At 70.1% G+C, this 22,851-nt stretch carries 19 protein-coding genes; 8 read left to right on the forward strand and 11 right to left on the reverse strand.

Features of this window, described 5'->3' with window-relative positions:
* Window positions 1-19: 19 nt before the first annotated feature.
* The 3 genes from ACFVT5_RS13250 (at window position 20) to ACFVT5_RS13260 (ending at window position 5,738) form a co-directional block, all read left to right on the forward strand.
* A complete protein-coding gene (locus ACFVT5_RS13250; RefSeq protein WP_389885568.1) occupies window positions 20-1,906 on the forward strand; it encodes an alpha-galactosidase D in 1,887 nt (628 codons plus the stop codon).
* A 179-nt stretch (window positions 1,907-2,085) separates the two neighbouring features.
* Window positions 2,086-4,503 carry a glycoside hydrolase N-terminal domain-containing protein gene (locus ACFVT5_RS13255; RefSeq protein ID WP_389885571.1) on the forward strand — a complete coding sequence of 806 codons (2,418 nt, stop codon included), beginning with the start codon at window positions 2,086-2,088 and terminating at the stop codon, window positions 4,501-4,503.
* Window positions 4,500-5,738 (forward strand): SGNH/GDSL hydrolase family protein, encoded by a 1,239-nt coding sequence (locus ACFVT5_RS13260; protein WP_389885574.1) that lies wholly within the window; start codon window positions 4,500-4,502, stop codon window positions 5,736-5,738. Before ACFVT5_RS13255 ends, ACFVT5_RS13260 begins: the two co-directional genes overlap by 4 nt.
* Before the next feature lie 104 nt (window positions 5,739-5,842).
* Here ACFVT5_RS13260 and ACFVT5_RS13265 read toward each other — a convergent pair whose 3' ends face one another.
* The 8 genes from ACFVT5_RS13265 to ACFVT5_RS13300 all read right to left on the reverse strand — a co-directional run bounded on the left by ACFVT5_RS13265 (window position 5,843) and on the right by ACFVT5_RS13300 (window position 16,758).
* On the reverse strand, window positions 5,843-6,724 hold the full coding sequence (locus ACFVT5_RS13265) for an SMP-30/gluconolactonase/LRE family protein (RefSeq protein WP_389885577.1): 882 nt from the start codon (window positions 6,722-6,724) through the stop codon (window positions 5,843-5,845).
* A 135-nt stretch (window positions 6,725-6,859) separates the two neighbouring features.
* A complete protein-coding gene (locus tag ACFVT5_RS13270) occupies window positions 6,860-7,744 on the reverse strand; it encodes an NAD-dependent epimerase/dehydratase family protein (protein ID WP_389885580.1) in 885 nt (294 codons plus the stop codon).
* A gap of 10 nt (window positions 7,745-7,754) precedes the next feature.
* On the reverse strand, window positions 7,755-9,977 hold the full coding sequence (locus ACFVT5_RS13275; protein ID WP_389885582.1) for an FAD-dependent oxidoreductase: 2,223 nt from the start codon (window positions 9,975-9,977) through the stop codon (window positions 7,755-7,757).
* 10 nt (window positions 9,978-9,987) lie between these two features.
* Complete coding sequence (locus tag ACFVT5_RS13280; RefSeq protein WP_389885585.1) at window positions 9,988-12,282, reverse strand: hypothetical protein; 2,295 nt, start codon at window positions 12,280-12,282, stop codon at window positions 9,988-9,990.
* Between the two features lie 113 nt (window positions 12,283-12,395).
* Complete coding sequence (locus ACFVT5_RS13285) at window positions 12,396-13,274, reverse strand: carbohydrate ABC transporter permease (RefSeq protein ID WP_389885588.1); 879 nt, start codon at window positions 13,272-13,274, stop codon at window positions 12,396-12,398.
* Window positions 13,271-14,230, reverse strand: coding sequence for a carbohydrate ABC transporter permease (locus ACFVT5_RS13290; protein WP_389885591.1), 960 nt, complete (start codon window positions 14,228-14,230; stop codon window positions 13,271-13,273). Before ACFVT5_RS13290 ends, ACFVT5_RS13285 begins: the two co-directional genes overlap by 4 nt.
* Before the next feature lie 7 nt (window positions 14,231-14,237).
* Window positions 14,238-15,629, reverse strand: a complete 1,392-nt coding sequence (locus tag ACFVT5_RS13295; RefSeq protein WP_389885594.1) for an ABC transporter substrate-binding protein — start codon at window positions 15,627-15,629, stop codon at window positions 14,238-14,240.
* Window positions 15,630-15,774: 145 nt separating this feature from the next.
* The gene (locus tag ACFVT5_RS13300; protein ID WP_389885597.1) at window positions 15,775-16,758 is read right to left on the reverse strand and encodes a LacI family DNA-binding transcriptional regulator; all 984 of its coding nucleotides are present in this window, start codon (window positions 16,756-16,758) and stop codon (window positions 15,775-15,777) included.
* Between the two features lie 219 nt (window positions 16,759-16,977).
* Here ACFVT5_RS13300 and ACFVT5_RS13305 point away from each other — a divergent pair, with 219 nt between their 5' ends.
* Window positions 16,978-18,120: a mandelate racemase/muconate lactonizing enzyme family protein gene (locus ACFVT5_RS13305; RefSeq protein ID WP_389885600.1), complete on the forward strand. Its 1,143-nt coding sequence runs from the start codon at window positions 16,978-16,980 to the stop codon at window positions 18,118-18,120.
* A gap of 309 nt (window positions 18,121-18,429) precedes the next feature.
* Window positions 18,430-19,374, forward strand: coding sequence for a hypothetical protein (locus ACFVT5_RS13310; protein ID WP_389885603.1), 945 nt, complete (start codon window positions 18,430-18,432; stop codon window positions 19,372-19,374).
* Window positions 19,375-19,429: 55 nt separating this feature from the next.
* On the opposite strand, the gene ACFVT5_RS13315 is transcribed toward ACFVT5_RS13310, so the two are convergent.
* Window positions 19,430-19,969: a PH domain-containing protein gene (locus ACFVT5_RS13315; protein WP_389885606.1), complete on the reverse strand. Its 540-nt coding sequence runs from the start codon at window positions 19,967-19,969 to the stop codon at window positions 19,430-19,432.
* A gap of 110 nt (window positions 19,970-20,079) precedes the next feature.
* On the reverse strand, window positions 20,080-20,562 hold the full coding sequence (locus ACFVT5_RS13320; protein WP_389885609.1) for a sec-independent translocase: 483 nt from the start codon (window positions 20,560-20,562) through the stop codon (window positions 20,080-20,082).
* A gap of 180 nt (window positions 20,563-20,742) precedes the next feature.
* On the opposite strand from ACFVT5_RS13320, the gene ACFVT5_RS13325 reads away from it, so the two are divergent.
* From ACFVT5_RS13325 to ACFVT5_RS13335, 3 genes are all read left to right on the forward strand, one after another.
* Entirely contained in the window at window positions 20,743-21,318 is a 576-nt protein-coding gene (locus ACFVT5_RS13325) for a TerD family protein (RefSeq protein ID WP_389885612.1), read from the forward strand.
* A gap of 94 nt (window positions 21,319-21,412) precedes the next feature.
* Entirely contained in the window at window positions 21,413-21,940 is a 528-nt protein-coding gene (locus ACFVT5_RS13330; protein WP_389885615.1) for an adenylate kinase, read from the forward strand.
* Window positions 21,941-21,980: 40 nt separating this feature from the next.
* Window positions 21,981-22,220 (forward strand): hypothetical protein, encoded by a 240-nt coding sequence (locus ACFVT5_RS13335; RefSeq protein ID WP_389885622.1) that lies wholly within the window; start codon window positions 21,981-21,983, stop codon window positions 22,218-22,220.
* Window positions 22,221-22,245: 25 nt separating this feature from the next.
* Here ACFVT5_RS13335 and ACFVT5_RS13340 read toward each other — a convergent pair whose 3' ends face one another.
* Entirely contained in the window at window positions 22,246-22,689 is a 444-nt protein-coding gene (locus tag ACFVT5_RS13340; RefSeq protein WP_389885625.1) for a DUF5994 family protein, read from the reverse strand.
* Window positions 22,690-22,851 lie beyond the last annotated feature (162 nt).

Below are 22,851 nucleotides of genomic sequence, written 5' to 3' on the forward strand. Positions count from 1 at the left end.
GACGACAGGAGGTCCGACCATGCGGTCGTCCCTGCACTCCGCCCCGCCGCCCCCCGCCCCCTCACCCTCCATCCCGCCCGCCGGAGCCCCCGCACGCTCCGGCCGCCGCGCCCTCAGAGCCGTGCTCGGCCTGGCCCTCACGGCCGGCATCGTCACCGCCGTCCCGTCCGCGCAAGCAGTCACTCCCGCCACGTCCTCCGCCCCCGCCGCACCGGCCGCCCCCGCCACCGCCCTGGCCGCCAAGCCGTACATGGGCTGGTCCAGTTGGAGCATGCAGTCCTCGAAGTACCCGGGGCTCAACCCCGACGGCGACTACAGCTACCTCACCGAGAAGAACGTTCTCAAGCAGGCCGACGCCCTCGCGAAACGCCTCAAGCCCTTCGGCTACGAGTACGTCAACATCGACGCCGGCTGGTGGCGTGACAAGGACTGGAAGCCCGTCTTCGACGCCCACGGCCGTCAGACCTCCGACCCGACCCGCTTCCCGCGCGGTATGAAGCCCGTCGCCGACGACCTCCACGCCAAGGGGCTCAAGGCCGGTATCTATCTGCCCGTGGGCCTGGAGAAGGAGGCGTACGGCGAGGGCAAGGTGCCCCTGTGGAACGCCGGTGACTGCACCACCGCCGACATCGTCCACAGCGATCTGCGCACCACCAACGGCTGGGACAGCTCGTACAAGATCGACTTCAGTCGTCCGTGCGCGCAGAAGTACATCGACTCGCAGGCCCGCATGATCGCGGACTGGGGTTACGACTTCCTCAAGCTCGACGGGGTCGGCCCCGGCTCCGGGAAGAGCGGTGACCAGTACGACAACGTCGCCGATGTCGCCGCCTGGCAGAAGGCCATCGCCGCGACCGGACGCCCCATCCACCTGGAGGTGTCCTGGTCGCTCGACATCGGCCGGGTCGCCGACTGGAAGAAGTACACCAACGGCTGGCGTATCGACACCGACGTCGAGTGCTACTGCAACACCCTTGTCAGCTGGGAGAACTCGGTGGACGACCGCTGGGACGACGCTCCCGGCTGGACCCGTCACGCCGGTCCCGGCGGCTGGAACGACCTGGACTCGCTGAACGTCGGCAACGGCCAGATGGACGGACTCACCAAGGCCGAGCGGCAGAGCTACGCCACCCTCTGGGCCATCGCCAAGTCCCCGCTCTACACCGGTGACGACCTCACCCGGCTCGACTCCTACGGCCTGTCCCTGCTGACCAACCGCGAGGTCATCGCCCTCAACCAGGGCGCCACGCCGCCCGCACGCCCCGTCACCCCCTCGGGCGCCCAGCAGGTGTGGGGCGCCAAGAACGCCGACGGCAGCTACACGGTCGCCCTGTTCAACCTCGGTGACGCGCCCGCCGCCGTCACCGCCGACTGGACGTCCTTCGGCTTCACCGGCAAGGCCGCCGTCCGCGACCTGTGGAACCGCGAGAACCTTGGCACGTACACCGACAAGGTCACCCAGGCGCTGCCCGCGCACGGCTCGCGCCTGTTCACCGTCACACCGAAGGGCCCGGCGGTGCAGCTGACCGGCTACGAGGCGGAAGCGCCGGCCAACACCCTCAGCGGCAACGCGTCCGTCGCGAACTGCGACGCCTGCTCCGGCGCCCGCAAGGTCGGCAACCTCTACCTCGGCGGGAAGCTCCAGTTCAACGACATCGTCGTGAACAAGGCGGGCAGCTATCTGCTCCAGGTGGCCTACGTCAGCGGTGACCCCCGCTCGGTTGCCGTATCCGCGAACGGCAACGGCGCCACCACCCACAAGTTTCCGTCCACCGGGGACTGGGGGACCGCCGAGACGGTCGGCGTGCCGGTCACTCTCAAGGCGGGATCCAACACCGTCACCTTCGACAGCGGCTCCGGCTACGCACCCGACATCGACCGCGTCGGCGTACCCAAGCTGCCCTGACCCAAGGTGCCCGACCCAAGCTGCCCTGACCCATGTGCCGCCGGGGCCCGGCCCGCGCCGGGCCCCGCGTCGCCCCGCTTCCCCATCAGGCCGCGTCCGGCCTGCCCGCACGGGGTCTGCCCGCACGCCCTGTCCACCCGTCTTGCCCACCCGCCCCGCCCACCGGAATGGAGTGCACCGTGGACCTCCAGCCCACCAGCCCGCCCGATGGCCTCCCCAGCAGACGCCGCCTGCTCTCCCTGGCCGCGGCGGCCGGGGCGTTCACCGCCCTCGGCGGCCTGCCCGCCTTCACCGCGTCCGCCGCGCCCGCCCGGCCCACCACCTCACCGCTGCGGCCCCCGGACCCCCGGTCCGAGCTGTGGTGGCAGGCGCCCGCCGATGACCGGTCGATGATCGAACAGGGCCTGCCGATCGGCAACGGCCGCCTCGGCGCCCTCGCGTCGAACGACCCCGGCAGCGAACTCCTCCTGATCACCGACGCCACCGTCTGGACCGGCGGCCTCAACGACACCCTCGACTCCGACGGCCAATTCCCTTACGGGCGCGAGGATTTCGGCTCCTTCACGCTCCTCGCCCGGCTGACCGTCGACATTCCCGACCACGACCTGTCCGCCGTCTCCGACTACCGGCGCACCCTCGACCTCGCCCAGGGCATGGTCACCGCCTCGTACCGCCGCTCCGGAGTGACCTACCAGCGGCGGATCGTCGCGAGCCGCCCCGACGACGCACTCGTGCTGCACTTCACCCAGAGCGGCGGCGGCCGGTACACCGGCAGCATCTCCCTCGCCGGCACCCACGGTGAGACCACCACCGCCGACGGATCACGGCGGTACGCCTCCTTCGGCGCCACCTTCGCCAACGGGCTGCGCTACGGCGCCGCGGTGACCGCCCGCAGCACGAGCGGCACCGTCCGCGTCGACGGGACCCGCATCTCGTTCACCGGGTGCAAGGACCTCACCGTCGTCGTCAGCGGCGGCACCAACTACGCGCCCGACGCCGCCGCGCACTACCGTGACCCGTCACTCGACCCGCAGCGCCTCGCCCGTACGAAGGTCCTTGACGCGGCAGGGCACTCGGCGGACGTCCTGCTCGCCACGCATGTCGCCGACTACCGTTCCGTGTACGGGACGATGGACCTCTCGCTCGGTACGTCCTCGTCCGCGCAGCGCGGTCTCGACACCTGGGAGCGGATCCGGGCACGGGCCCGGGACGGCGCACCCGATCCCGAACTCGAAGCCGCCTACCTCCAGTTCGCCCGCTATCTGATGATCTCCGGTTCGCGGGGGAGTCTGCCGCTGAATCTCCAGGGCCTGTGGCTGGACGGGAACGACCCCGACTGGATGGGCGACTACCACACCGACATCAACGTCCAGATGAACTACTGGATGGCCGACCGCGCCGGACTCTCCGACTGCTTCGACGCGTTCACCGACTACTGCGTCGCCCAGTTCCCGTCCTGGACGGAGCTGACCCGCACCCGCTTCAACGACTCCCGCAACCGCTACCGCAACTCCAGCGGGAAGGTCGCCGGCTGGACCGTCGCCTTCTCGACCAACATCCATGGCGGCATGGGCTGGTGGTGGCATCCGGCGGGCAACGCCTGGCTGTGCCACTCGCTTTGGGAGCACTACGAGTTCACGCAGAGCCGCTCCTACCTCGCGAAGATCTATCCCCTCATCAAGGGCGCCTGCGAGTTCTGGGAGGCGCGGCTGCTCACCACCGAGGTGACCGACCCCGACACCGGCGCCGTACGCGAGGTCCTCGTGGACGACAGCGACTGGTCGCCCGAACACGGCCCGCAGGACGCGAAGGGCATCACCTACGCGCAGGAACTGGCCTGGGTCCTGTTCGGCATGTTCCGTACCGCCGCCTCCGTCCTCGGCAAGGACGCCGCCTACAGCAGGACCGTCGCCGATCTGCAACGGCGGCTGTATCTGCCGCGGGTCAGCCCGAAGACCGGCTGGCTGGAGGAGTGGATGTCGCCCGACAACCTCGGCGAGACCACCCACCGGCATCTCTCCCCGCTTTTCGGCCTGTTCCCCGGTGACCGCATCCGCCCGGACGACTCGACGCCGAAGGAGATCGTCGACGGTGCCACCGCGCTGCTCACCGCGCGCGGCACGGAGAGCTTCGGCTGGGCGAACGCCTGGCGCGCTCTGTGCTGGGCCCGCCTGAAGAACGCCGACAAGGCGTATCAGCACGTCGTGAACAACCTGCGGCCCTCGGTCGACGGCAGCAATGGCACCGCGCCGAACCTCTTCGACATCTACGAGGTCGAGCGGGGCCGGGGCATCTTCCAGATCGACGGCAACTTCGGCACCCCCACCGCCATGCTGGAAATGCTCGTGTACTCCCGCCCCGGGCACATCGAACTCCTGCCCGCGCTCCCGGCGGCGTGGGCAGCGTCCGGTGAGGTCACCGGGGTGAGCGCGCGCGGCGGCTTCGTCGTCGATCTGCGCTGGCGCGACGGCCGGCCGGCCGAGGCCACGGTCCGCAGTGTCGGCGGACGCACCACCACCGTGTCCTTCGGCGGCACGGTACGGAAGGTCACCCTGACCCCCGGCAGGTCCGTCACGCTCAAGGACCTCGGGCGGTGAGGCCCCGGCCGCGCCACCTCGTCCTCGCCGTCGCGCTGTGCGGCGTCCTGTCCGTCCCGGCCACGGCGGTGGCGGCGCCCCCTGAGGCGGAGCCGACGGGAGAGAGAAGCGTGACCGCCGCCGGGACGCACGAGGTGATCACCTGGGGGGCGAGCGCCGACCGGATCGGTGACGCCGTCGCCGACCGGGGCTACCGCCTGGTGGTCCGCACCAGCGTCGGCGGCACCGGTCTCCGCATCCGGCTGTCGAACGCCTTCGGGGACCGGCCGGTGACCTTCGACAGCGCCTACGCGGGCGTCCAGAAGGAAGGCGCGAGCCTGGTCGACGGCAGCAACCGGCGGCTGACCTTCGGCGGGAAACGGTCCGTCACCGTCCCGGCGGGCGCCACCGCGTACAGCGACCCGCTGCCCGGACGCCTCGCCGCCGCCACGACGCTCGTCGTCAGCCTGCACACCTCCGATGCGGCGGGCCCGGTCACCGGCCACTCCATGGCCATGCAGACCTCCTACACGACCAGCGGCGACCACACCGCCGAAGAGGGCGCCGGTAACTGGACCGAGCGGACCGGGTCCTGGTTCTACCTCGACGCAGTGACGGTACGCACGCCGTCCACTACCGGCGCCGTGGTGACCCTGGGCGACTCCATCACCGACGGCTGGCAATCCACGAGCGACCTCAACCGCCGCTGGCCCGACTACCTCGCCCGCCGACTCCAGGCCGCACCCCGTACGACCGTGAAGGGAGTCGCCAACGAAGGGATCTCCGGCAACAAGGTCCTCGCGGACGGCGCGGGACAGAGCGCGCTGAAACGCCTCGACCGGGACGTCCTCTCGCACCCCGGTGTACGGACCGTGTTCCTCTTCGAAGGCGTCAACGACATCAAGGCGCACTCGGGTGTCACCGCCGCCGAGATGATCGCCGGATACCGGGAGATCATCGACCGCGCCCACGCGGCCGGCACCTGTGTCGTCGGCGCCACCGTCGCACCCTTCAAGGGCTGGTACGAATGGGACGCCGACGCCGAGGCGGTACGGCTCGACATCAACGAATTCATCCGGAACAGCGGCGAGTTCGACGGCGTCACCGACTTCGACCGGATCCTCCGCAGCCCCTACGACCGGGAACGGATCCTCCCGGCGTTCGACGGCGGCGACCATCTCCACCCCAATGACAAGGGGATGCAGGCGATGGCCGACGCGGTCGATCTGAACGGCCTGGAGTGCGATCGCTTCTGACCAGGCGTCACGCATTCATGTGTCACGTTGTCGTGCGGGGTGGCCCGAACCATGGCCGTCCCGCACGGAGTTCACCTACGGCAGCCGGTATGTCAGCCGGTACGTCAGCCCTCGAACGCCGGCTGCGCCAGGCCCCGTCCCGCACCGGGCAGCACGAGGAGCGAACCCTCGTAGGGGCGCGGCGCGTCCAGCCCCGTACGGGCGGAGGTGATGTACAGGTCGCGCAGATCCGTGCCGCCGAACGCGCACGCGGTGGGGCGCCTGACCGGGAGGTCCACGACACGGTCCAGGGCGCCGGACGGTGTGTAGCGGCGCAACGCGGCACCGTCCCAGAGCGCCACCCAGACACAGCCGTCCGCGTCGACGGTCAGGCCGTCGGGGAACCCGCACCCCTCCTCGACGGTCGCCAACTCCCTGCGGCTCGCCCGGAATTGGGACGCGTCCACGGTGCCGTTGGCGACATCGAGTGTCGTGGCGTCGAAGACGTCGATGCGGCGCGTCGTGGTGTCGACGTAGTACATGAGCGTCCCGTCGGGGCTCCAGCCGGTGCCGTTGCTGACGGTGACATCGCCCAGGATCTCCGTCACCGTGCCGTCCGGGGCGATCCGGGACAGTGAACCGCCGCCCGGTGTCTCGTCGTACGGCATGGTCCCCGCCCACAGCGTGCCGTCCGGGGCGACCGCCGCGTCATTGCCCCGGCGGCCGGGCACCGGATCGCGCAGCAGCCACCGGAAGTCACCGCCGCCCGGCCCGTAGAGCCCGATCCCGTCCCGCAGGTTGACCACCAGACCGCCGTCCGCGCGGGGCTTGGCGGCCCCCACGTGCTGCTCCGTCGCCATGACCGTACGGCGACCGCTGTCCGGTTCGTACGTGTGGACCCGTGAGCCGAGGATGTCGACCCAGATCAGCCGGCCGGCGGCGGTGTCCCAGGTGGGTCCCTCGCCGAGTTGGGCGTGCGCGCGTACCGCGATGTCGATGGACTGCATGCCGGTCACACTCTCAGGTGCCCGCACGGCACGACGATCCGGCCCCGGCACACACACCGCGATCCGGCCCCGGCCCCACCACCACCCGGCCCCGGACACCCGCCGTCAGCCGTCCCCAGCCGCCCTCATCCCTCGTTACCCGTCGATCAGATGCTCCGCCGTGAACCCCAGCAGCCGCCGCGCCGCCGATGTGTCCACGGGCGCCGTCCGTCCCGGCAGCGGGCGCCGCAGGGTCGCGGTCGGGTGGTAGCGGCGCAGCAGTTCCTCCGTGCGGAACGGCACGATGATCTCCGGAGCGCACACATGGACGGCGTGCGCGCCAGGACCCGGAACGTCCAGGGCGAGGAGCGCCGCCCGTGCCGCGTCGCCGACTTCGAGATACGTCCACAAGTCCCTTGCCCCGGCGCCCGGTTCCCGGGTCAGCCGTGCCGCGTGCTCCCGCAACCGCTCGTCGAAGCCGCCGACGAAGGGATAGCGCAGACACACCACGCTCATCCCGTGCCGCCGGGCCATCATCGCGGCGGTCAGCTCATCGACCTGCTTCGACAGCCCGTACGGGTCCTGCACCTGAGACGGCAGCGCCTCGTCCACCGGCACGTACGCCGGACTCGGATTCCGATCGGCCGTCCACGGCAGTCCCGTTACGCCCCACGAACTCGCGAGCGCGACCCGCCGTACACCGGCCCGGCCCGCCTCCTCCAGGACCGTGAACGTGGACAGGGTGTTGCCGCCGAACACGTCCTCGGCGCGGTCCCGTTCGGGCGTCGGGACGGCCGCCAGATGGATCACCGCGTCCGCGCCGTCCAGCGCGGCGCGGACGGCCTCCTGGTCGGCGGCGCTGCCCGTGACGACTCGGCGCGCGGTCAGGTCGCCCGGGTCCTGGAGGACGAGGGCGTTCGCCTCGATGCCGCGTGCGGCGAGCAGATCGAGGACCGCGCGCCCGATCCGCCCGGCAGCTCCGGTGACCAGCACGCGGGAGACCGAGGTGACCGTGTCGTTCCTGGTGGGTCCCGAGACCATCCGACTGCTCCTATGCGTACGCGCGGACCGAGACGATGTGCGCCGAGCCGGCCCCGTTGGTCGCCTCGACAACGATTCTCACCGCGTCCGTGCGGACCGGCTCGGCGAGGCGGTGCACCAGTCGGCGCCGCCGGTTGTCGCGGACCCGTGCGAGCACCTGCCAGCTGCCGTCCGGGCGGCGCGTCTCGACCCGGTAGTCCCGCAGCAGTGTGGGCAGGACGTCGAACGGGGTCCGGTGGTGGTGCAGATTGATCAGGTCCTCGTTGACGTCGTCGTCCGCGACGACCTCGATCCTGCCGAGCGTCACCGGCTCCGGCCAGGCCACCTGGAGCCAGGCGCCCACCGTCTCGTCGAGTGGCGCGGACACCCACATGTGCGGGCCCGCGTACGGGCGGGCGTACCCGTCGACGGCCCGCCGCGCGGTGAACGCCCAGGTCGGGCCCGCCCGCAGACAGAACGCGCGGCGGTGCAGCCCGGTGTCCGTCCACTCCCGCAGCGGCTGCGGCGACTCGTCCTGAGGACGCAGCGGGACCCGTGTGAGCGCCAGCACGCCAGGCGTCGGATCGGCGGTGACGTACAGGCCGATTCCGGCGGCGGCGCGGACGACGACGAACGCGTTGCGCGGGGTGTCCGGCGCCCACCGGACACCCGTGTCGACCCACTGCTCGGCCCCCGCCGCGACCGGGACAGTGGTGGTGGCGACGAGATGGCGCGGCACATAGTTCTGGCCGGGCCCCGGGTCGTACACCTCGACGGTCAGTTCGGTGTCGCGGTCCGCGTCGAGGAGGAGTTCGAGACCGGTGAGCCCGGGGTCGGCGGGCAGCACGATGCCCGCGTCGGCGGTCAGCGGCCACGGCTCGTGCGGTGCGTCGACCGTGAGCGCGGTGAGTGTGGACGACGCGGTGGCCGTGCCGCCGAGCGCCAGGTCGTCGGGGTCCGTCGAGGCCAGGCCGACGACGGACGCGTCCTCGCGCAGCAGCGTCCGGTGCAGCGTGGGCACGTCCAGTTCACGCGGCGTGACGCCCCGCTCGGCGCAGAGCGCCGCGGCCGTCCCCGCCGCCTGCCCGATCGTCGCGCAGGTCGCCATCACCCGGGTCGACCCGAACGCGACATGGCTCGCGGAGATGTTCCGCCCGGCGAACAGCAGATTGTCCGTGTTCACCGAGTACAGGCTGCGGTACGGGATGTGGTAAATGCCGTCCGCATAGCGCTGTTTCGCGGCGGCCTCGGTGGCGTACATGCCCTGCGGCGGATGCAGATCGATGGACCAGCCGCCGAACGCGACCCGGTCCTCGAACTCCGTCTGCCCGAGGATGTCGCCCTGGTGCAGGACGTAGTCGCCGAGGAAGCGCCGGTACTCGCGCTTGCCGGGTACCGACCCCACCCACTCCAGGGTCATCGTGTCGGCGTCGAACTCGCCCGAGTTCTTGATGTGGTCCCAGATGCCGTGGATGACCGACCACAGCTCGTCCCGGATCCGCTCGTTGTCGTGCACCGTGTCGAGTTCCCCACCGAACTCGATCCACCAGTACGCGCACCCGTTGTCGCCGGCCTTGATGATGCGGCGCTGCGGGATGGACGTTTCGCCGATGTCTTTGGCGAACGACGGGGGCACGTACTTCACCGGGTGCCCCGCGTCCTTCGTGTAGAACAGCAGCGTCGAGCCCAGGGTGATGTCGTCGGCGGTCTCGGGCGCCCACGCCTCGCCGTACTCGGCGTGCGCCTCGCGGCCGATACGGTGCCGCGCCCCGGCCAGCGCGCCGACCAGACCGTCGCCCGTGCAGTCGAGAAACACGTCGGACTCGAACCGGATCAGCCGCTCGGAGCCCATCATCCAGCCGGTGACACCCGTGACCCGCCGGGCGTCGTCCGCGCCCTCGGCGTCGACCTCACGGACATCGGTGTTCAGATACAGGCTGATCAGCGGCTCCGCCCGCACCGCGTCGAGGACCACGGCGTCCCAGTAGTACGGATTGCCGTCCGGGTTGCGGAACTGGTTCTCGACGAACAGCTCGCCCATGATGCCGCCCTCACGGGCGTAGTGGTTCTTGCCGTGGCCGGTCGCACCGCAGACCCACACCCGGACCTCGCTGCTCGAATTCCCTCCCAGCACCGGCCTGTTGTTGACCAGGGCGACACTCCGGCCGAGGCGTGCGGCGGCGATCGCCGCGCACACCCCGGCCAGACCGCCACCGACGACGGTGAGGTCGTGCCGTACGGTTTCGTTTCTCATGGACCGCTGACTACTTCCAGTCGGGGTTGGCGGCGAGCCCGTAGTACACGCGCGGCGCGCCGTCGAGGGTCAGGGTGACTTTGCCGCCCGCGGCGGTCAGGGTGCTCTCCTGGCCGATGCAGTTCAGCACCCGCACGGTGCCGCTGACGGCGCCGGAGTGGGCGACCACGTCGGTCCTCGTCGCCCAGCGGTCCGTCCACGGCTCCGGCGACGGGTACCAGGAGTCGGTGCCGTGGTCGGCGTTGAGGACGTAGCCGTCCTTACGGCTCCACAGGATCGACACCGGCCCCTCCGGCGTGGTGAACAGCAGCCCCTTCACCTGCGCGTCGGCGAACGTCAGATTGCGTACGAAGGTGGCCCGGTCGAGGACGCGGGCGGCCGTCGCGAACGCGAGCAGCGACGGCTTGGCGCTCGTGTCCCGGTTCATCAGACCGAAGTGGTACTCGATGTTCGCGGGATCGGCCTCCTGCGGGTGATGGATCGTGGAGTCGTGCAACTGGTACCAGTTGACGCCGCGCACCCCCTCGGCCTTGGCGAGCGCCAGCGTCAGCAGGGTGTTCTCGGCCGCGTCACGATACGTGTCCGTCCACCAGGCGTTGGGCTTGGTCGACGCGTACGCCTCCGTCAGCCAGAGTTCCTTGTTGCCGCCGTACTGCGCCATGACCTGCTTGGCCTTGCGGAGCGCGCCGAGGAAGTTCCAGTACGAGCCCGCCGAGCCCTGCGTCCACTCCTCCGGCGGCGGGGCGTAGTCGGCGGTGAAGTTGCCGCGGCCCGGGTGGAAGGCGAACGCGTCGATGAGGTCCCAGCCGCCGGCCGCGTGGAAGTTCTCCGTCCAGATGTAGTCCATGCCGCCGAGGCCCGCGTTCATCACCTTCATCGGCGAACCGGCCGCGGTCAGCCGGTCGGTGACCTGACGCAGCCCGTCCCGTACGTACACGTCGGCGCCCCGGCCCGACATCCACGGCTGGTTGACCTCGTTGCTGACCTCGAAGTACGACGCGTTGGCCGCCAGCGCCTTGGCGACGTTCGTGTCCGCCCAGGCGGCGATCGCCTCCGCGCTCCCGCCGACCGGGATCCCGCTCAACTCGACGTTGTGCTCGATGGAGTTCGCGTCCAGCGTCGCGATGTCGATGCCGGGCGCACCGGCGTAGGCGATACGGATCCACTTGACGCCGAGGGTCTTCAGCAGGCCCAGTACGGCGTCCTTGCCGGGCTTGAGGAGCCAGGGATAGTTGGCGATGCCGAACATCGACTCGGCCCCGGCGCGGTAGGTGAAGTCGGGCAGGACCGACAGATTGGTGCGGGCGAGTGCTTTGTCGCCGCCGCTGACGGCCTCCACCTCGGTGAAGACGATACCCTGCGTGGGCGAGGTCACCGTGAACGACGTGTCCCACGCGGTGCCCGCCGCGACCGTCTTCGACACGGTCCCCCCGGCGAGTCGCGTGCCCGCGTAGTCCCGGGCCCACCAGTTCACGGTCACCGCCTTCGCAGCCGCTCCGCCGTTGACGACCTGCGCCTTCAACGTCATGGTCTGCCCGGCCGCCTTGTACAGATTGAACGGCTGGTCCGTCCACACCTCGACACCCAGCGCCCTGGCCGAGGCGAGCGCGCCGGCGCCCCGGGGACGCAGCTCCCCGAGCACGAGGTCGGCCTCCGTCACGGCGGTGGTCGTGCCGGTCGCCGTGCCGGGGGAGTGGATCCACGTGGCGTTGGTGTACGCGGGATTGGTCGACGGCAGGCAGAAGAAGCCCTTCGTGTCCGCCCAGGTCTCGATGTAGGCACCGCCGGCGTTCGTCTCGTACGGGATCCCGCCGCGCGCGTCCCGCTCCCACACGGTCAGCGCCTCGTAGGACTCCGCCGCGCTCGGCGCCGTCACGGTCCGCGCGAACATGAAGCCGCTCGGCGTGAGCGTGCTGGACGAGCCGCCGACCTCCCAGCGCAGATGTGCCTTGTGCGGCGACACGTCGAAGACACCCCGGACGGTGACCCCGGGCGCACCCGAGCCCATGGCGTACGTGATCTGGATCGCGGGCCGTCCGTCGGGCAGCGTGATCCGGGCGGGCGTGCCGCCGAAGGTGCGCTGCTGCCCCAGCGCACTGTCCTTGATCATGAAGTGCGAGAGCAGGATCCGGTCGGTCCCGGCGCCGTCCCGGACGAGGACGCTGCCGTCGCTCTGACCGGTCAGCGAGATGCCGTCGGCGGTGATCGTCACGGGGTCCGCGGCGTGCGCGAGGCTCACGGGCAGCAGCGCGGCGCCGGTGGCGACGGCCGTGCCCTGGAGGAAGGTGCGGCGGTGTACGGACATGGAAGTGCCTTTCTCTTGTCCCGAAGAGGAAGGTGCGAGGAGGCCGGGACGTGCGTGCCCCGGCCGGGCCCGGCCCGGCGCGGCGGACACGGACGTGCCCTGCGGGCCGGGCTTCAGCCTTTGACGCCGGTGAAGCCGAGTCCGGCGACGATGTACTTCTGGCAGACCACGAAGACGAGTACCGGCGGGGCCACAGCCAGTACCATCGCGGCGATGAGCTGGTCCTGTGGCGCCTGCGTGGCGAGTTGGGCCAGCGCGACACTGATCGGTTGCTTCTCGGGGTCGGTGAGCGCCACCAGCGGCCAGATGAAGTCCTTCCAGCTGTGCATGACCGCGAGCAGACTGATCACGGCGAGCACCGGGCGGCTCATCGGCAGCACGATCTTCGTCAGCAGTTGACGGGTGCTCGCGCCGTCCACCCGGGCCGCGTCGAAGAGTTCCTTCGGCAATGCGTCGAAGAACTGCTTGGCAAGCAGCACCGTGAACGCGTTGGTCCCGGCCGGCAGCCAGATCGCCCAGTAGGTGTCACCGAGATTGAGGTGCAGGAACGGCAGATCCGTCACCGTCATGAAGAGGCTGACCATGTTCACCGTGTACGGCACGAACATGGTCGCCAGGATCGCCCCGTACACGGCCTTCCCGAACCGGGGCCGGAGCACCGACAGGGCGAAACCCGCCGTGGCGGAGACGAAGAGCTGCACACACCACGAACCGCCGACCACCAGGAAGGTGTTCATCAGATAGCGGCCGACACCCAGGTCGTTGTACGCCGTGGCGAAGTTCCCCGGCAGCGGCCGGTCCGGCCACAACGCGAGGGGCTGCGTGGTGAGTTCGGTGGGCGGCGACATGGCGCCCTTGACCATCCAGTACAGCGGCCCGATACCGATGAGCAGCAGCACCAGCAAGGTGAGGACCTGGACGGAGCGTACGGCCGCGCGCACACCCGGCCGCTGCCGGTCGTGGGCGGAGACGAAGGTGGTGAGCGTGGTCATGACGTGCTCCAACCGCGGGTGGCCCGCAGATACACCGCGGAGAGCAGGGCGAGGGTGAGCACCATGAGGAACGACAGCGCGGCGGCCTGGCCGTACTCACCGTCCTGGAAGGCGTACCGGAAGATCAGCAGCAACACGGTGAGCGTCGCGTTGTCAGGACCGCCGCCCGTGAAGACGTACGGCTCGGTGAAGACCTGCACCGTGTTGATCAGCTGCACGAGCAGCAACAGGCCGATGACGGACCGCAGTTGCGGCAGCATCACATGCCAGATCCGCCGCCAGATCCCCGCGCCGTCGACTTCGGCGGCCTCGTACAGCTCGGCGGGGATGCCGACCATCGCGGCCAGATAGATGAGGACGGCGCCGCCCATCCCGGCCCAGGTCGCCTCCAGGACCAGCGACAGCATCGCCGTGTCCGACGACTCCAGCCAGGACCACGGGCCGAGGCCCACCGTGCCGAGGATGCTGTTGAAGAGACCGCTGCCCGGATCGTAGAACCACTTCCACAGCAGGATCGCGACCACCGGCGGGATGACGACCGGCAGATAGACCAGGAAGCGGTACACGCCCGCGCCCCGCCGTACCGTGGACATGATGGCCGCCAGGACCAGCGGCGCCGGGAATCCGATCAGGACACCCAGGCCGACGAAGAACAGGGTGTTGCCGACCGCCGTACCGAGCAGCGGATCGTCGAACAGGACACGGAAGTTGTCCAGCCCCACCCAGACCGCGGGCTCGGTGAGATTGGTCCGCTGGAAGCTGAGCAGCAGGCTGCGCAGGATCGGCCACCACGCGAACAGACCGAAGATCAGCAGCGTGGGCACGAGGAACAGCCACGCCGTCAGTTGCCGTCCCGCGGCCCCGCCGCGCCGGCCCTTCCGCGCACCGGTGCCGGTGCGGGGCGGTGTCTTGGGGGACGCGGCGGCCGGCTGCCGCGAGGGGGTGAGCACGCTCATGAGCGGCCTACTTCTTCTGGTCGGCGGCGAGCTTGGCGTTGACGTCCTGCTCGGCCGACGCGAGCAGTTTGTCGACGTCGGCGTCCTTCTTGGTGAGCACCGCCTGCACGACCGGGTCCAGCGCCGTGTACACCTTCTGCGCCTGGTACGGCGGTTCCGCCTTGAGTTCCAGCTTCGGCAGACCCTCGGTGTAGGGCCGGAAATTCCCCAGCTTCACGTTCACATACGGCTTGATCGCGGCGTTGATCTTCTCCTGGCGGGCGGCGTCGAACACCGGCAGCGTCGGCACGCCCACCGCGGACTTCGGGTCGGCGGACAGCGCCTTGGCCTGCTGCGCGGCGGCGTCGGTGCTGTACTGCGGCTGCGCGTAGGCGAAGGTCAACCACTTCACGGCCGCCGCCGCGTGCTTCTTGTCGGCGGACCGGGGGACCATATAGATGTCGCCGCCGGTGAGCGTGGCGTTGCCGCCCGACTGCGGCATCGGGGCCACCCCGAAGGCGTCCGTGTTCTCCATGCCGAACTGCATCTTGGCCAGCCGGTAGGTGCCGGGGCTGCCCATGTACATGCCGACCTGACCGGCCGCGAACTGCTTGATGACGTCGTTCTGGTTGTTGAGCAGCGTCCTGCCGAGCGAGTCGTCCTTCCAGCGCATGTCCTTCAGCAGCCGCAGCGCCTGCTTCGTCGGCTCGCCGGTCAGAGTCGCCGTGTACGTACCGTCGGCGTCCTGCTTCTGGAGATCACCCCCGAAGGCGTACGAGAGCATCGTGAGCTGCCAGCCGCCCTGGTTGTCCTTGGACTCGTGGACGAACCCCGCCTTGCCGGTCTTGTCGCTGATCTTCTTGGCGGCGGCGCGGACCTCCTCCCAGGTGGCCGGCGGCTTGTCCGGGTCGAGCCCGGCCTGCTCGAAGAGATCGCGGTTGTAGACGAGACCCTGCGCGTACGGGTTCTGCGGGACGCCGTAGACCTCGCCCGCGCTGTCGCTGAGCGGCTTGATGACCTGCGGGTTGAACTCCTTGAAGTGGCCCCACTCCTGGAGCTGTCCGGTGATCGGCTGGACCTGCTTCTGCTGGATGAGCCGCTGCGGCTCGGTGAGCGGGACCCTGATGACGTCCTCGACATTGCCGCCGGACAGCTTGGCGGAGAACGTCAGCGGATCGAACACCGTGGTCGAGCCCTGCACCTTGATGCCGGGGTTGGCCTTCTCGAATTCGGCGACCTGCTTCTTGAACAGGGCAAGGGCCGGCTTGTCGGTGGCCGGTGGCATGCCCTGGACCCGCAGCACGAGGTCGCCGTCCGCGCCGGCCTTGCTCGGGGTGACGGCGGAACAGCCCGCGAGTGCCATGGCCAGTGCCACGGCGGTGCAGCCGACCAGGGCCGCACGGTGGGATGTTTTGGGCATATCGACTCCAGAGAGGGCAGGGTGGGTACGTGCATGTGCCTTGCTGTGGGGGAGTGCGATCGCTCGGTGGGGGAGCGTGACGACGCCGGCGCGCGAGGGGGTGCGTCAGTACGGGGTGGGGGCGCCGGCGCGGGGTGGTGTTACGTCAGTGAGTGGGCGCCGGGCCCGTGGAGGCTCGCAGGATCAACCGTGAGCCGATCTCCACGAACGGGGAATCGGCGGTGTCGGTCCGGCCGCCGATGACGTCGATGAGCAGATCTCCCGCGCGCGTGGCGATCTCCTCCGGGTCGATACGGATCGTGGTGAGGCTGGGCGTGGACACCGACGCGAGCAGGGTGTCGTCGATGCCGATGACACTGACCTGCCCCGGCACACTCACCCCGAGGTTCGCCATCTGGTGCAGCACGCCCAGGGCGACCAGGTCGTTGTGCGCGATGACCGCCGTGGCCTCGTGCGCGGCGACGAGACTGGCGGCGTGCACACCTGTCTCGAACCGCGGCTCGTAAGGGCCGAGTTCGACCAGCGACATGTCCAGCGCCTCGAACGACTCATGGATGGACTTGCCCCGACTCAGCTCCGTCCGGGACGCGTTGACAAAGGCGCACCGCCGATGCCCGTAGGCCCGCAGATGCTCCACGGCCTGCGCGATACCGGCGGAGAGTGAGATCCGCACCTCGGCGATGCCCGGCACATGCCGGTTCACCACCACCAGCGGCATCTGGGCGGCGAGTTCCCGCAGCCGGTCCTCCGTGAGCGTCGACGCCCAGAGCACCAGTCCGTCGACCCGCTTGGACACGGCCGCGATCGTCTCCAGCTCATCGGCCTCGCGCTCGTCGCTGTCGGCGACCAGGACGGTGTAACCGAGCCGGCGCGCACGGGCCTGCATCGCTTTGACGATCGGCGGGAAGAACGGGTTGGCGATGTCCGGGACGATCAGCCCGAGCGTGCCCGTGCCACCGCCGCGCAGGCTGCGTGCCGCCGGATTCGGTGAGTAGCCGAGCCTGGCCGCCGCGTCCAGGATGCGCTGGCGGGTCTTCGGCTGGACCTGGTCCGGTGCGGTGAACGCGCGGGACACCGTCGACACCGACACTCCGGCGGCGCTCGCCACTTCCCGGATCGTGACTGCCACGGACGGCCTCCCTGTCGCTCTGCTGCGGTACCGCTGCCTTTCGGCCACGGTGCCTGCTGGATGCGGTGGATCCTTGCGAACGTTCTCAGACGTGTCAAGAGTGTTTCCACAAGGAAAATCCTGCGGTGACAAGGGGCTTGCGAGCAGACCTGGTTGCTGCGGATGATGCGTCCCGACACCTTTCATAAAATTGCGGGAACGTTTTCATCGAGGAGCGGAATGAAGATCACCGGCCTGGAAGTGCTGACTCTCCCCGACCACGGCGACAGCATGATGCTCGTCGTGGTCGACACCGACGAGGGCATCCACGGCCTGGGAGAGGTCGGCATCAGGTCCCGTCAGAGGGCGGTCGCGGGCGGCCTCGACCACCTCGCCGAACTGATCACCGGCGAGGATCCGCGGCGTATCGAACACCTCTGGCAGGTGATGTTCCGCCGCGGCTTCTTCCCCGCGGACCGCATACTCGGCGCCGCCATCGCCGCCGTCGACGTCGCCCTGTGGGACATCCGCGGCAAGTCCCTCGGCGTACCGGTGCACGAAATCCTCGGCGGCCGGGTCCGGGACCATGTGCCCGCGTACGTGCATGTCGGCGACGGCTACCACGACCGCGATGCGTTCCTCGACCGCTGCCGCGCCCTGGTCGCGGAGGGCTGGCGCCATCTGCGGTTCGCGTCGCCGCACGACCCCGACGACGTGCTCGACGCCCGCCGTTGTCTGCGCGACTCGGTCCGCCTCTTCCACGAGGTGCGCGAGACCGTCGGGGACGAGGTGGAACTCATCCTCGACGTCCATACACGCCTCGACCCACCCGAGGCCGTGACGCTCTGCCGGGAGATAGAGGCGGCCCGCCCGTACTTCGTCGAGGACCCGCTGCGCAGCGAGAACCCGGACAGCTACCGCATGCTCCGCTCCCGTACCGGCGTACCGCTGGCGGCGGGGGAGCAGTACGGCTCCAAGTGGGAGTTCCGCGGTCTCATCGAGCACGATCTGATCGACTACGCGCGCGTCGACATCGGTGTCGCGTCGGGCCTCACCGAGGCGAAGAAGATCGCGGCGATGGCGGAGGCCCACCACATCAAGCTCGCCACCCACAACCCCCTGGGCCCGGTGACCGCGGCCTCCTCGCTCCAACTCAACCTGGCCTGCCCGAACATGGCGATCCAGGAGCACCAGACCGACCCCGAGCCGGCCATCGCAGCCCTGTTCACCCACCGTCCCGTGGTGGTCCCCGGCCGCATCGAGCTGAGCGACCTTCCCGGCATCGGTGTGGACATCGACCGTGAGGCGGCCCGCACGTACCAGGCCACGGCAGCGGAGCGGCCCCATCTGCGCACGGCAGACGGGGCGTTCACGAATTGGTGAGCCGCGAGGTGAGTCGAGTGGTGAGCTAAGTGGTGCGCTGAGTGATGAGCCGCGTGGCGAGCCGTGCGATGAGCCCCGGTGTGTCCCCGGGACGCTCATTCCGGAACCCGTCGGCCGAGCGCGCCCCAGGCCGGGTAACCTCCCCGCGCGTGACCCGCGCACGCGTGCCTCCGTCTTCCGGTAAGGTCCCCGAGCGCAGACGATTAAGAGTTTGCGCAATCCGGGAACTATGACAAGAGGCACGGCGTTGACCCCGGACGACGAGGATCGGACGGCGTCCCGCGCCGCCTCACCCATCGGGGGACACGTATGCAGCAGCCCGGCTCTCAGCAGGCGGAACACGCCATCGCCTTCGCACAGGTCCTGGACCGCGCCCTCGGCACCCCGGAGGTGAGCGACGCGACGGGCCGTACGGACGCACCGCTGAACCGGGAAGAGCTGCGTACGAAGGCCCTGGCGGCGAGCACCACGATCTCCGCGGTGGCGACGCCCGAGTACCGCCGCTATCTGGAGGTCCGGGCGGTGGCGGTGAAGCGACGGCGGGCCGCGCGGGCCGCCCGCCGGGGCGAATCCGCCGAAGGCGCCGGATCCTCCGGGTCGTCGGGGTCCAACGGGTCCGGGGAGGGCGGCGCGCGTCAGAGGAGCGGGCTGCTGCCCGCGCTGGCCGTGCTCGTGCCCAGCCTGGCGGCGGTCGCCTCGGTCGTGTTCCTGCTGATCGGCTACGGCATGCGGGTCCTTCTCGCACGCCCCTACATCGGCGACGGGCTCGTCATGGCCGGGCTGATAGCGGGAAGCGTCGCCGTGGGCGCGGCCCTCGCCGACCTGGCCTGGCTGCTGGTCGCCGCGGCACGCAACCGCCATGCGTCGGACGGTGCCGCCGCAGGTGAAACGGACCCCGACGTGCGGCACGCCCGTGAGGCATGGCAGGAGGTGCTGCTGGAGCGAGGCGTTCTGCCCTTCCTGCGCGCCCGTCTCGACGAGGCGCAGACGGCGGCGGGTGCGCCCGCGCGGGGCGGCGCGCAAGGGGATGCCGGGGCAACTCCGGCCGCCGCACCCCGGGGTGGGCGCGGATTCGCGTCACCCGACTACGCGGGGCCGGAGTTCGGCAGCCCCGACTTCAGCAGCCCGGACTTCAGCAGCCCCGACTTCGCCGGGCCGGGAAGCGGTGGTCCCGACGCCGGCGGCCCGGACTTCACCGGGCCCGACTTCAGCAGTCCGGACTTCACGGGTCCTGGCCTGCCGCGATCCGAGTAGGGGGCGCGGGCCGTACGGTCAGCGGGTCCGCGACTGCCACCGGGTCAGCGGGCTGTCACCGCGTCCGGGGCAGTGGGTCGCCGGGCGGGCTCGACGGGTCGCGCCGCTGCTCCACGTCCACCGCCTGGTAGATGAGGTCCTTGAGCCCTTCCGGATCGGGCACATGCTTGAGCGTGAGCATGCCGTGCTCGGACGCGGACTGGATGAACAGCGTGCCCTCGCGCAGGATCCGCTCCCACAACGTCGCCCGGAACGACACATCGTTGACGCGGATGAGCGGAATGCTGTGGCCCGTCTTCGTCAGGAAACCGCTGCGCTTGTAGATCCGCTTCGTCGTCACGATGTAGACGGTGCCGCGCCAGGCGAGCAGCGGTATCAACCAGAACCACAACGAGGCGACGACGGCGGCGCCCGCCACCACGTAGTCGGCGATCCGGCCCCAGTCCTCGTCCGAGGGAATCACCCACCACAGCGCGCCGGCCGCCGCCCAGATGACGGCCAGGATCAGGAACTCGGTGAAGATCTCGGTCCAGTGCTGGCGTGTGGCGTGCACCAGTTCCTCGTCGTCCGCCAGATAGCGGTTGGCGAAGCTCATGGGGTCCTCCGGTGTGGGTCAAAAGGGGAACTGGAAGGGGGAGTTCGAAAGGGGGAGTACGGGAGTACGGGGAGTACGAAGGGGTTGCGGGGCACCAGTCTCCACGACCGTCAAGTCGCGTCGGGATCGAAGGGCACCCGCGCGGACGGCGGTTCGGAACCCGCGCCCTTCGTCAGGACGACGCGCGACGTGTCGTCGTCGCCCGCAGCTCGCTTCCGTACCGGGTCCGACTCCCGTTCCGTCTCCCGTTCCGTGGCCTCCAGGCCCCGTACCGCATCCGCCACCTCGGCCAGTTCCTGTCGCGGGTCGAGCGCCTTGCGGATCTCGTCGAGTCCCAGGCCGTCGCCGTCACCGCCCTCCAGGAGGTGCTTGCGTACGAAGGTCTTCGGATGCAGGTCCTCGAACTCGAAGTCCTTGAACTCCGGACCCAGTTCGGAGCGGATGTCCTGCTTCGCGCTCTCGGAGAACTCCCGGAGCTTACGGATCGTCCGGGTCAGGTTCTGGATCTGCTCCGGCAGCTTGTCCGGGCCGAAGAGGAGGAGACCGAGGACCACGAGCGTGATCACCTCCATCATGCCCACATCTGAGAACACCGGACACTCCCTCTCGTCGTCGCCGTGTGCGACGAGGTCCACCGGTCGCCCGCCGCCTCCGGCGCCCGCACCGCGCTGACACTTTAGCTGTTGCGCAAGGATGGGAACCATGAAGGTAGCCTCGGCGTTGTCACTAGGCGAGAGCGTCAACCGGGCGCGTGGAGCAGTGGAGGTTGTGCAGTGGGTGTTTCCCTGGCCAAGGGCGGCAATGTTTCCCTGAGCAAGGAGGCTCCGGGGCTGACCGCGGTGCTGATCGGACTGGGCTGGGACGTACGGACCACGACCGGCACGGACTATGACCTGGACGCGAGCGCGCTGCTGTGCTCCGACTCCGGGAAGGTCATCTCCGACCAGCATTTCGTCTTCTACAACAACCTCACGAGCCCCGACGGTTCGGTCGAGCACACGGGCGACAACCTCACGGGTGAGGGAGAGGGCGACGACGAGTCGATCAAGGTCAATCTCGCGACGGTGCCCACCCAGGTGTCGAAGATCGTCTTCCCGGTCTCGATCCATGACGCGCAGTCCCGCGGCCAGAGCTTTGGCCAGGTCCGTAACGCCTTCATCCGGGTGGTGAACCAGGCGGGCGGCGCCGAGATCGCGCGCTACGACCTGTCCGAGGACGCGTCGTCGGAGACGGCGATGGTCTTCGGTGAGCTGTACCGCCATGGCGCGGAGTGGAAGTTCCGCGCGATCGGCCAGGGGTACGCGTCGGGCCTCGCCGGTATCGCCGCGGACTTCGGCGTCAACGTCTGAGTCGAGCGGACAACGACCGGGCCGGGGACCGGCCGACCACCCTCCATGGACAGCCGGTCCCGTCGGTCACCGACCGTCCACCTAGGGTGCCTTGATGCAGCGCATCCTCGTCGTCGGTATCACCGGAGCCGGCAAGTCCACCTTGGCCCGTACGCTGAGCCGGCGGCTGACGCTGCCCTTCCATGAGATGGACGCGCGGTACTTCACCGGCCCCGGTTGGGCCGTGAACGCCGGCTTCGTCGCCGAGATCGAGCACCTCACCTCGGCCCCTGGCTGGATCTTCGACTCGTTCGGCTACCCGGAGGTCCGCGACCTGCTGTGGGAGCGCGCCGACACCATCGTCTGGCTGGACTACCCCCGGCGCGTGGTGATGCCCCGCGTCCTGCGCCGCTCGCTGCGCAGGACCGTGTTGCGCGAGCGGGTCTTCGGCGGCAACCGGGAGACCACGGCGGACTGGTTGAGCCGCGACCATCCCGCGTGGTCGGCCTGGACCGGGCACGCCGCCCGCCGCGCCGAGATCGGCCGCCGCTGCCCCGACCCCCGATTCGCCCCGCTGCGCGTCGTACGGTTCGGCACGCCGCGCGAGGCCGATCGGTGGCTGCGCACAGATCTGCGCGACTGAGAGACGCCCAGGTGCCGGTGCGCCGCCCTACGGTGGACTCATGGCCAAGCCTCCCGTACCGCCCGGCTTCCGCCGGTTGACCGTCGAACTGCCGACCGACCTCGTGGAGTGGCTGTGGGCGTTCGCGGAGATCTCGCACCGGACGGTCGATGATGTGGTCCGCCCGCTCGTCGAGGAGGAGAAGGCTCGCGTAGAAGCGAACTGGACCACGAGTACGAACCGGACCACGCGATCGGAGTCGCGACCGGGCCCCGACACCGAGGAACCACCGTCCCGGTGACCGGGGCGGTGGTTCGGCTCTCGGTTCAGACGGGCTGGGCGTGACCCGTGGACGCAGACCCGGAGCCGGTCGTGGACATCTCCTCGACCACGGCCGCCATGAGGGGTTCGGCGACGGCCCTGGGCGTATCCGGCGGGACGACCAGCAGATCCCATCGGCCTCGGCCGGGCGCCAACAGGCAGATCGTCTGCGGGGCATGGGGGGCGGTGGTCCTGTGCAGTCGTACGACCTGGTTGACGACGAGCATCCGTCCCGGTGACGAGGACCAGACGGTGCCGTTGACGGTGACGCTGCTGATGTGTCCCCAGGCGCGCGGCAATCCGGCGAGCAGCTGCGGCAGTTCGGCCGTCAGGTCGTAGGAGCGCGGCCACCACGCCCCGTCGATCCGGTGCGCCATGGAGCCGTGCGGAACCAGGCGGAGTCGGAGCAATGGGTGGGACGGCAGCGGAGGTTGCAGTGCGGTGGTCATACGGACTCCTGCGGTGAGGGCCTGCGGGCGGGCTCGTGGCGGCGGGCGGCGGGCGGCGGCGCGGACCGATGGGGGTCGGCTGACGATTCGCAGGGCTCGGGCGGGCTCAGACGGTCTCGCCCGGGTGGGTGCGGTCCGTCGGCGGCCTGCTGATGTCGATCC

Source organism: Streptomyces sp. NPDC058001, assembly GCF_042886315.1.
In the GTDB taxonomy this organism is placed as follows: domain Bacteria; phylum Actinomycetota; class Actinomycetes; order Streptomycetales; family Streptomycetaceae; genus Streptomyces.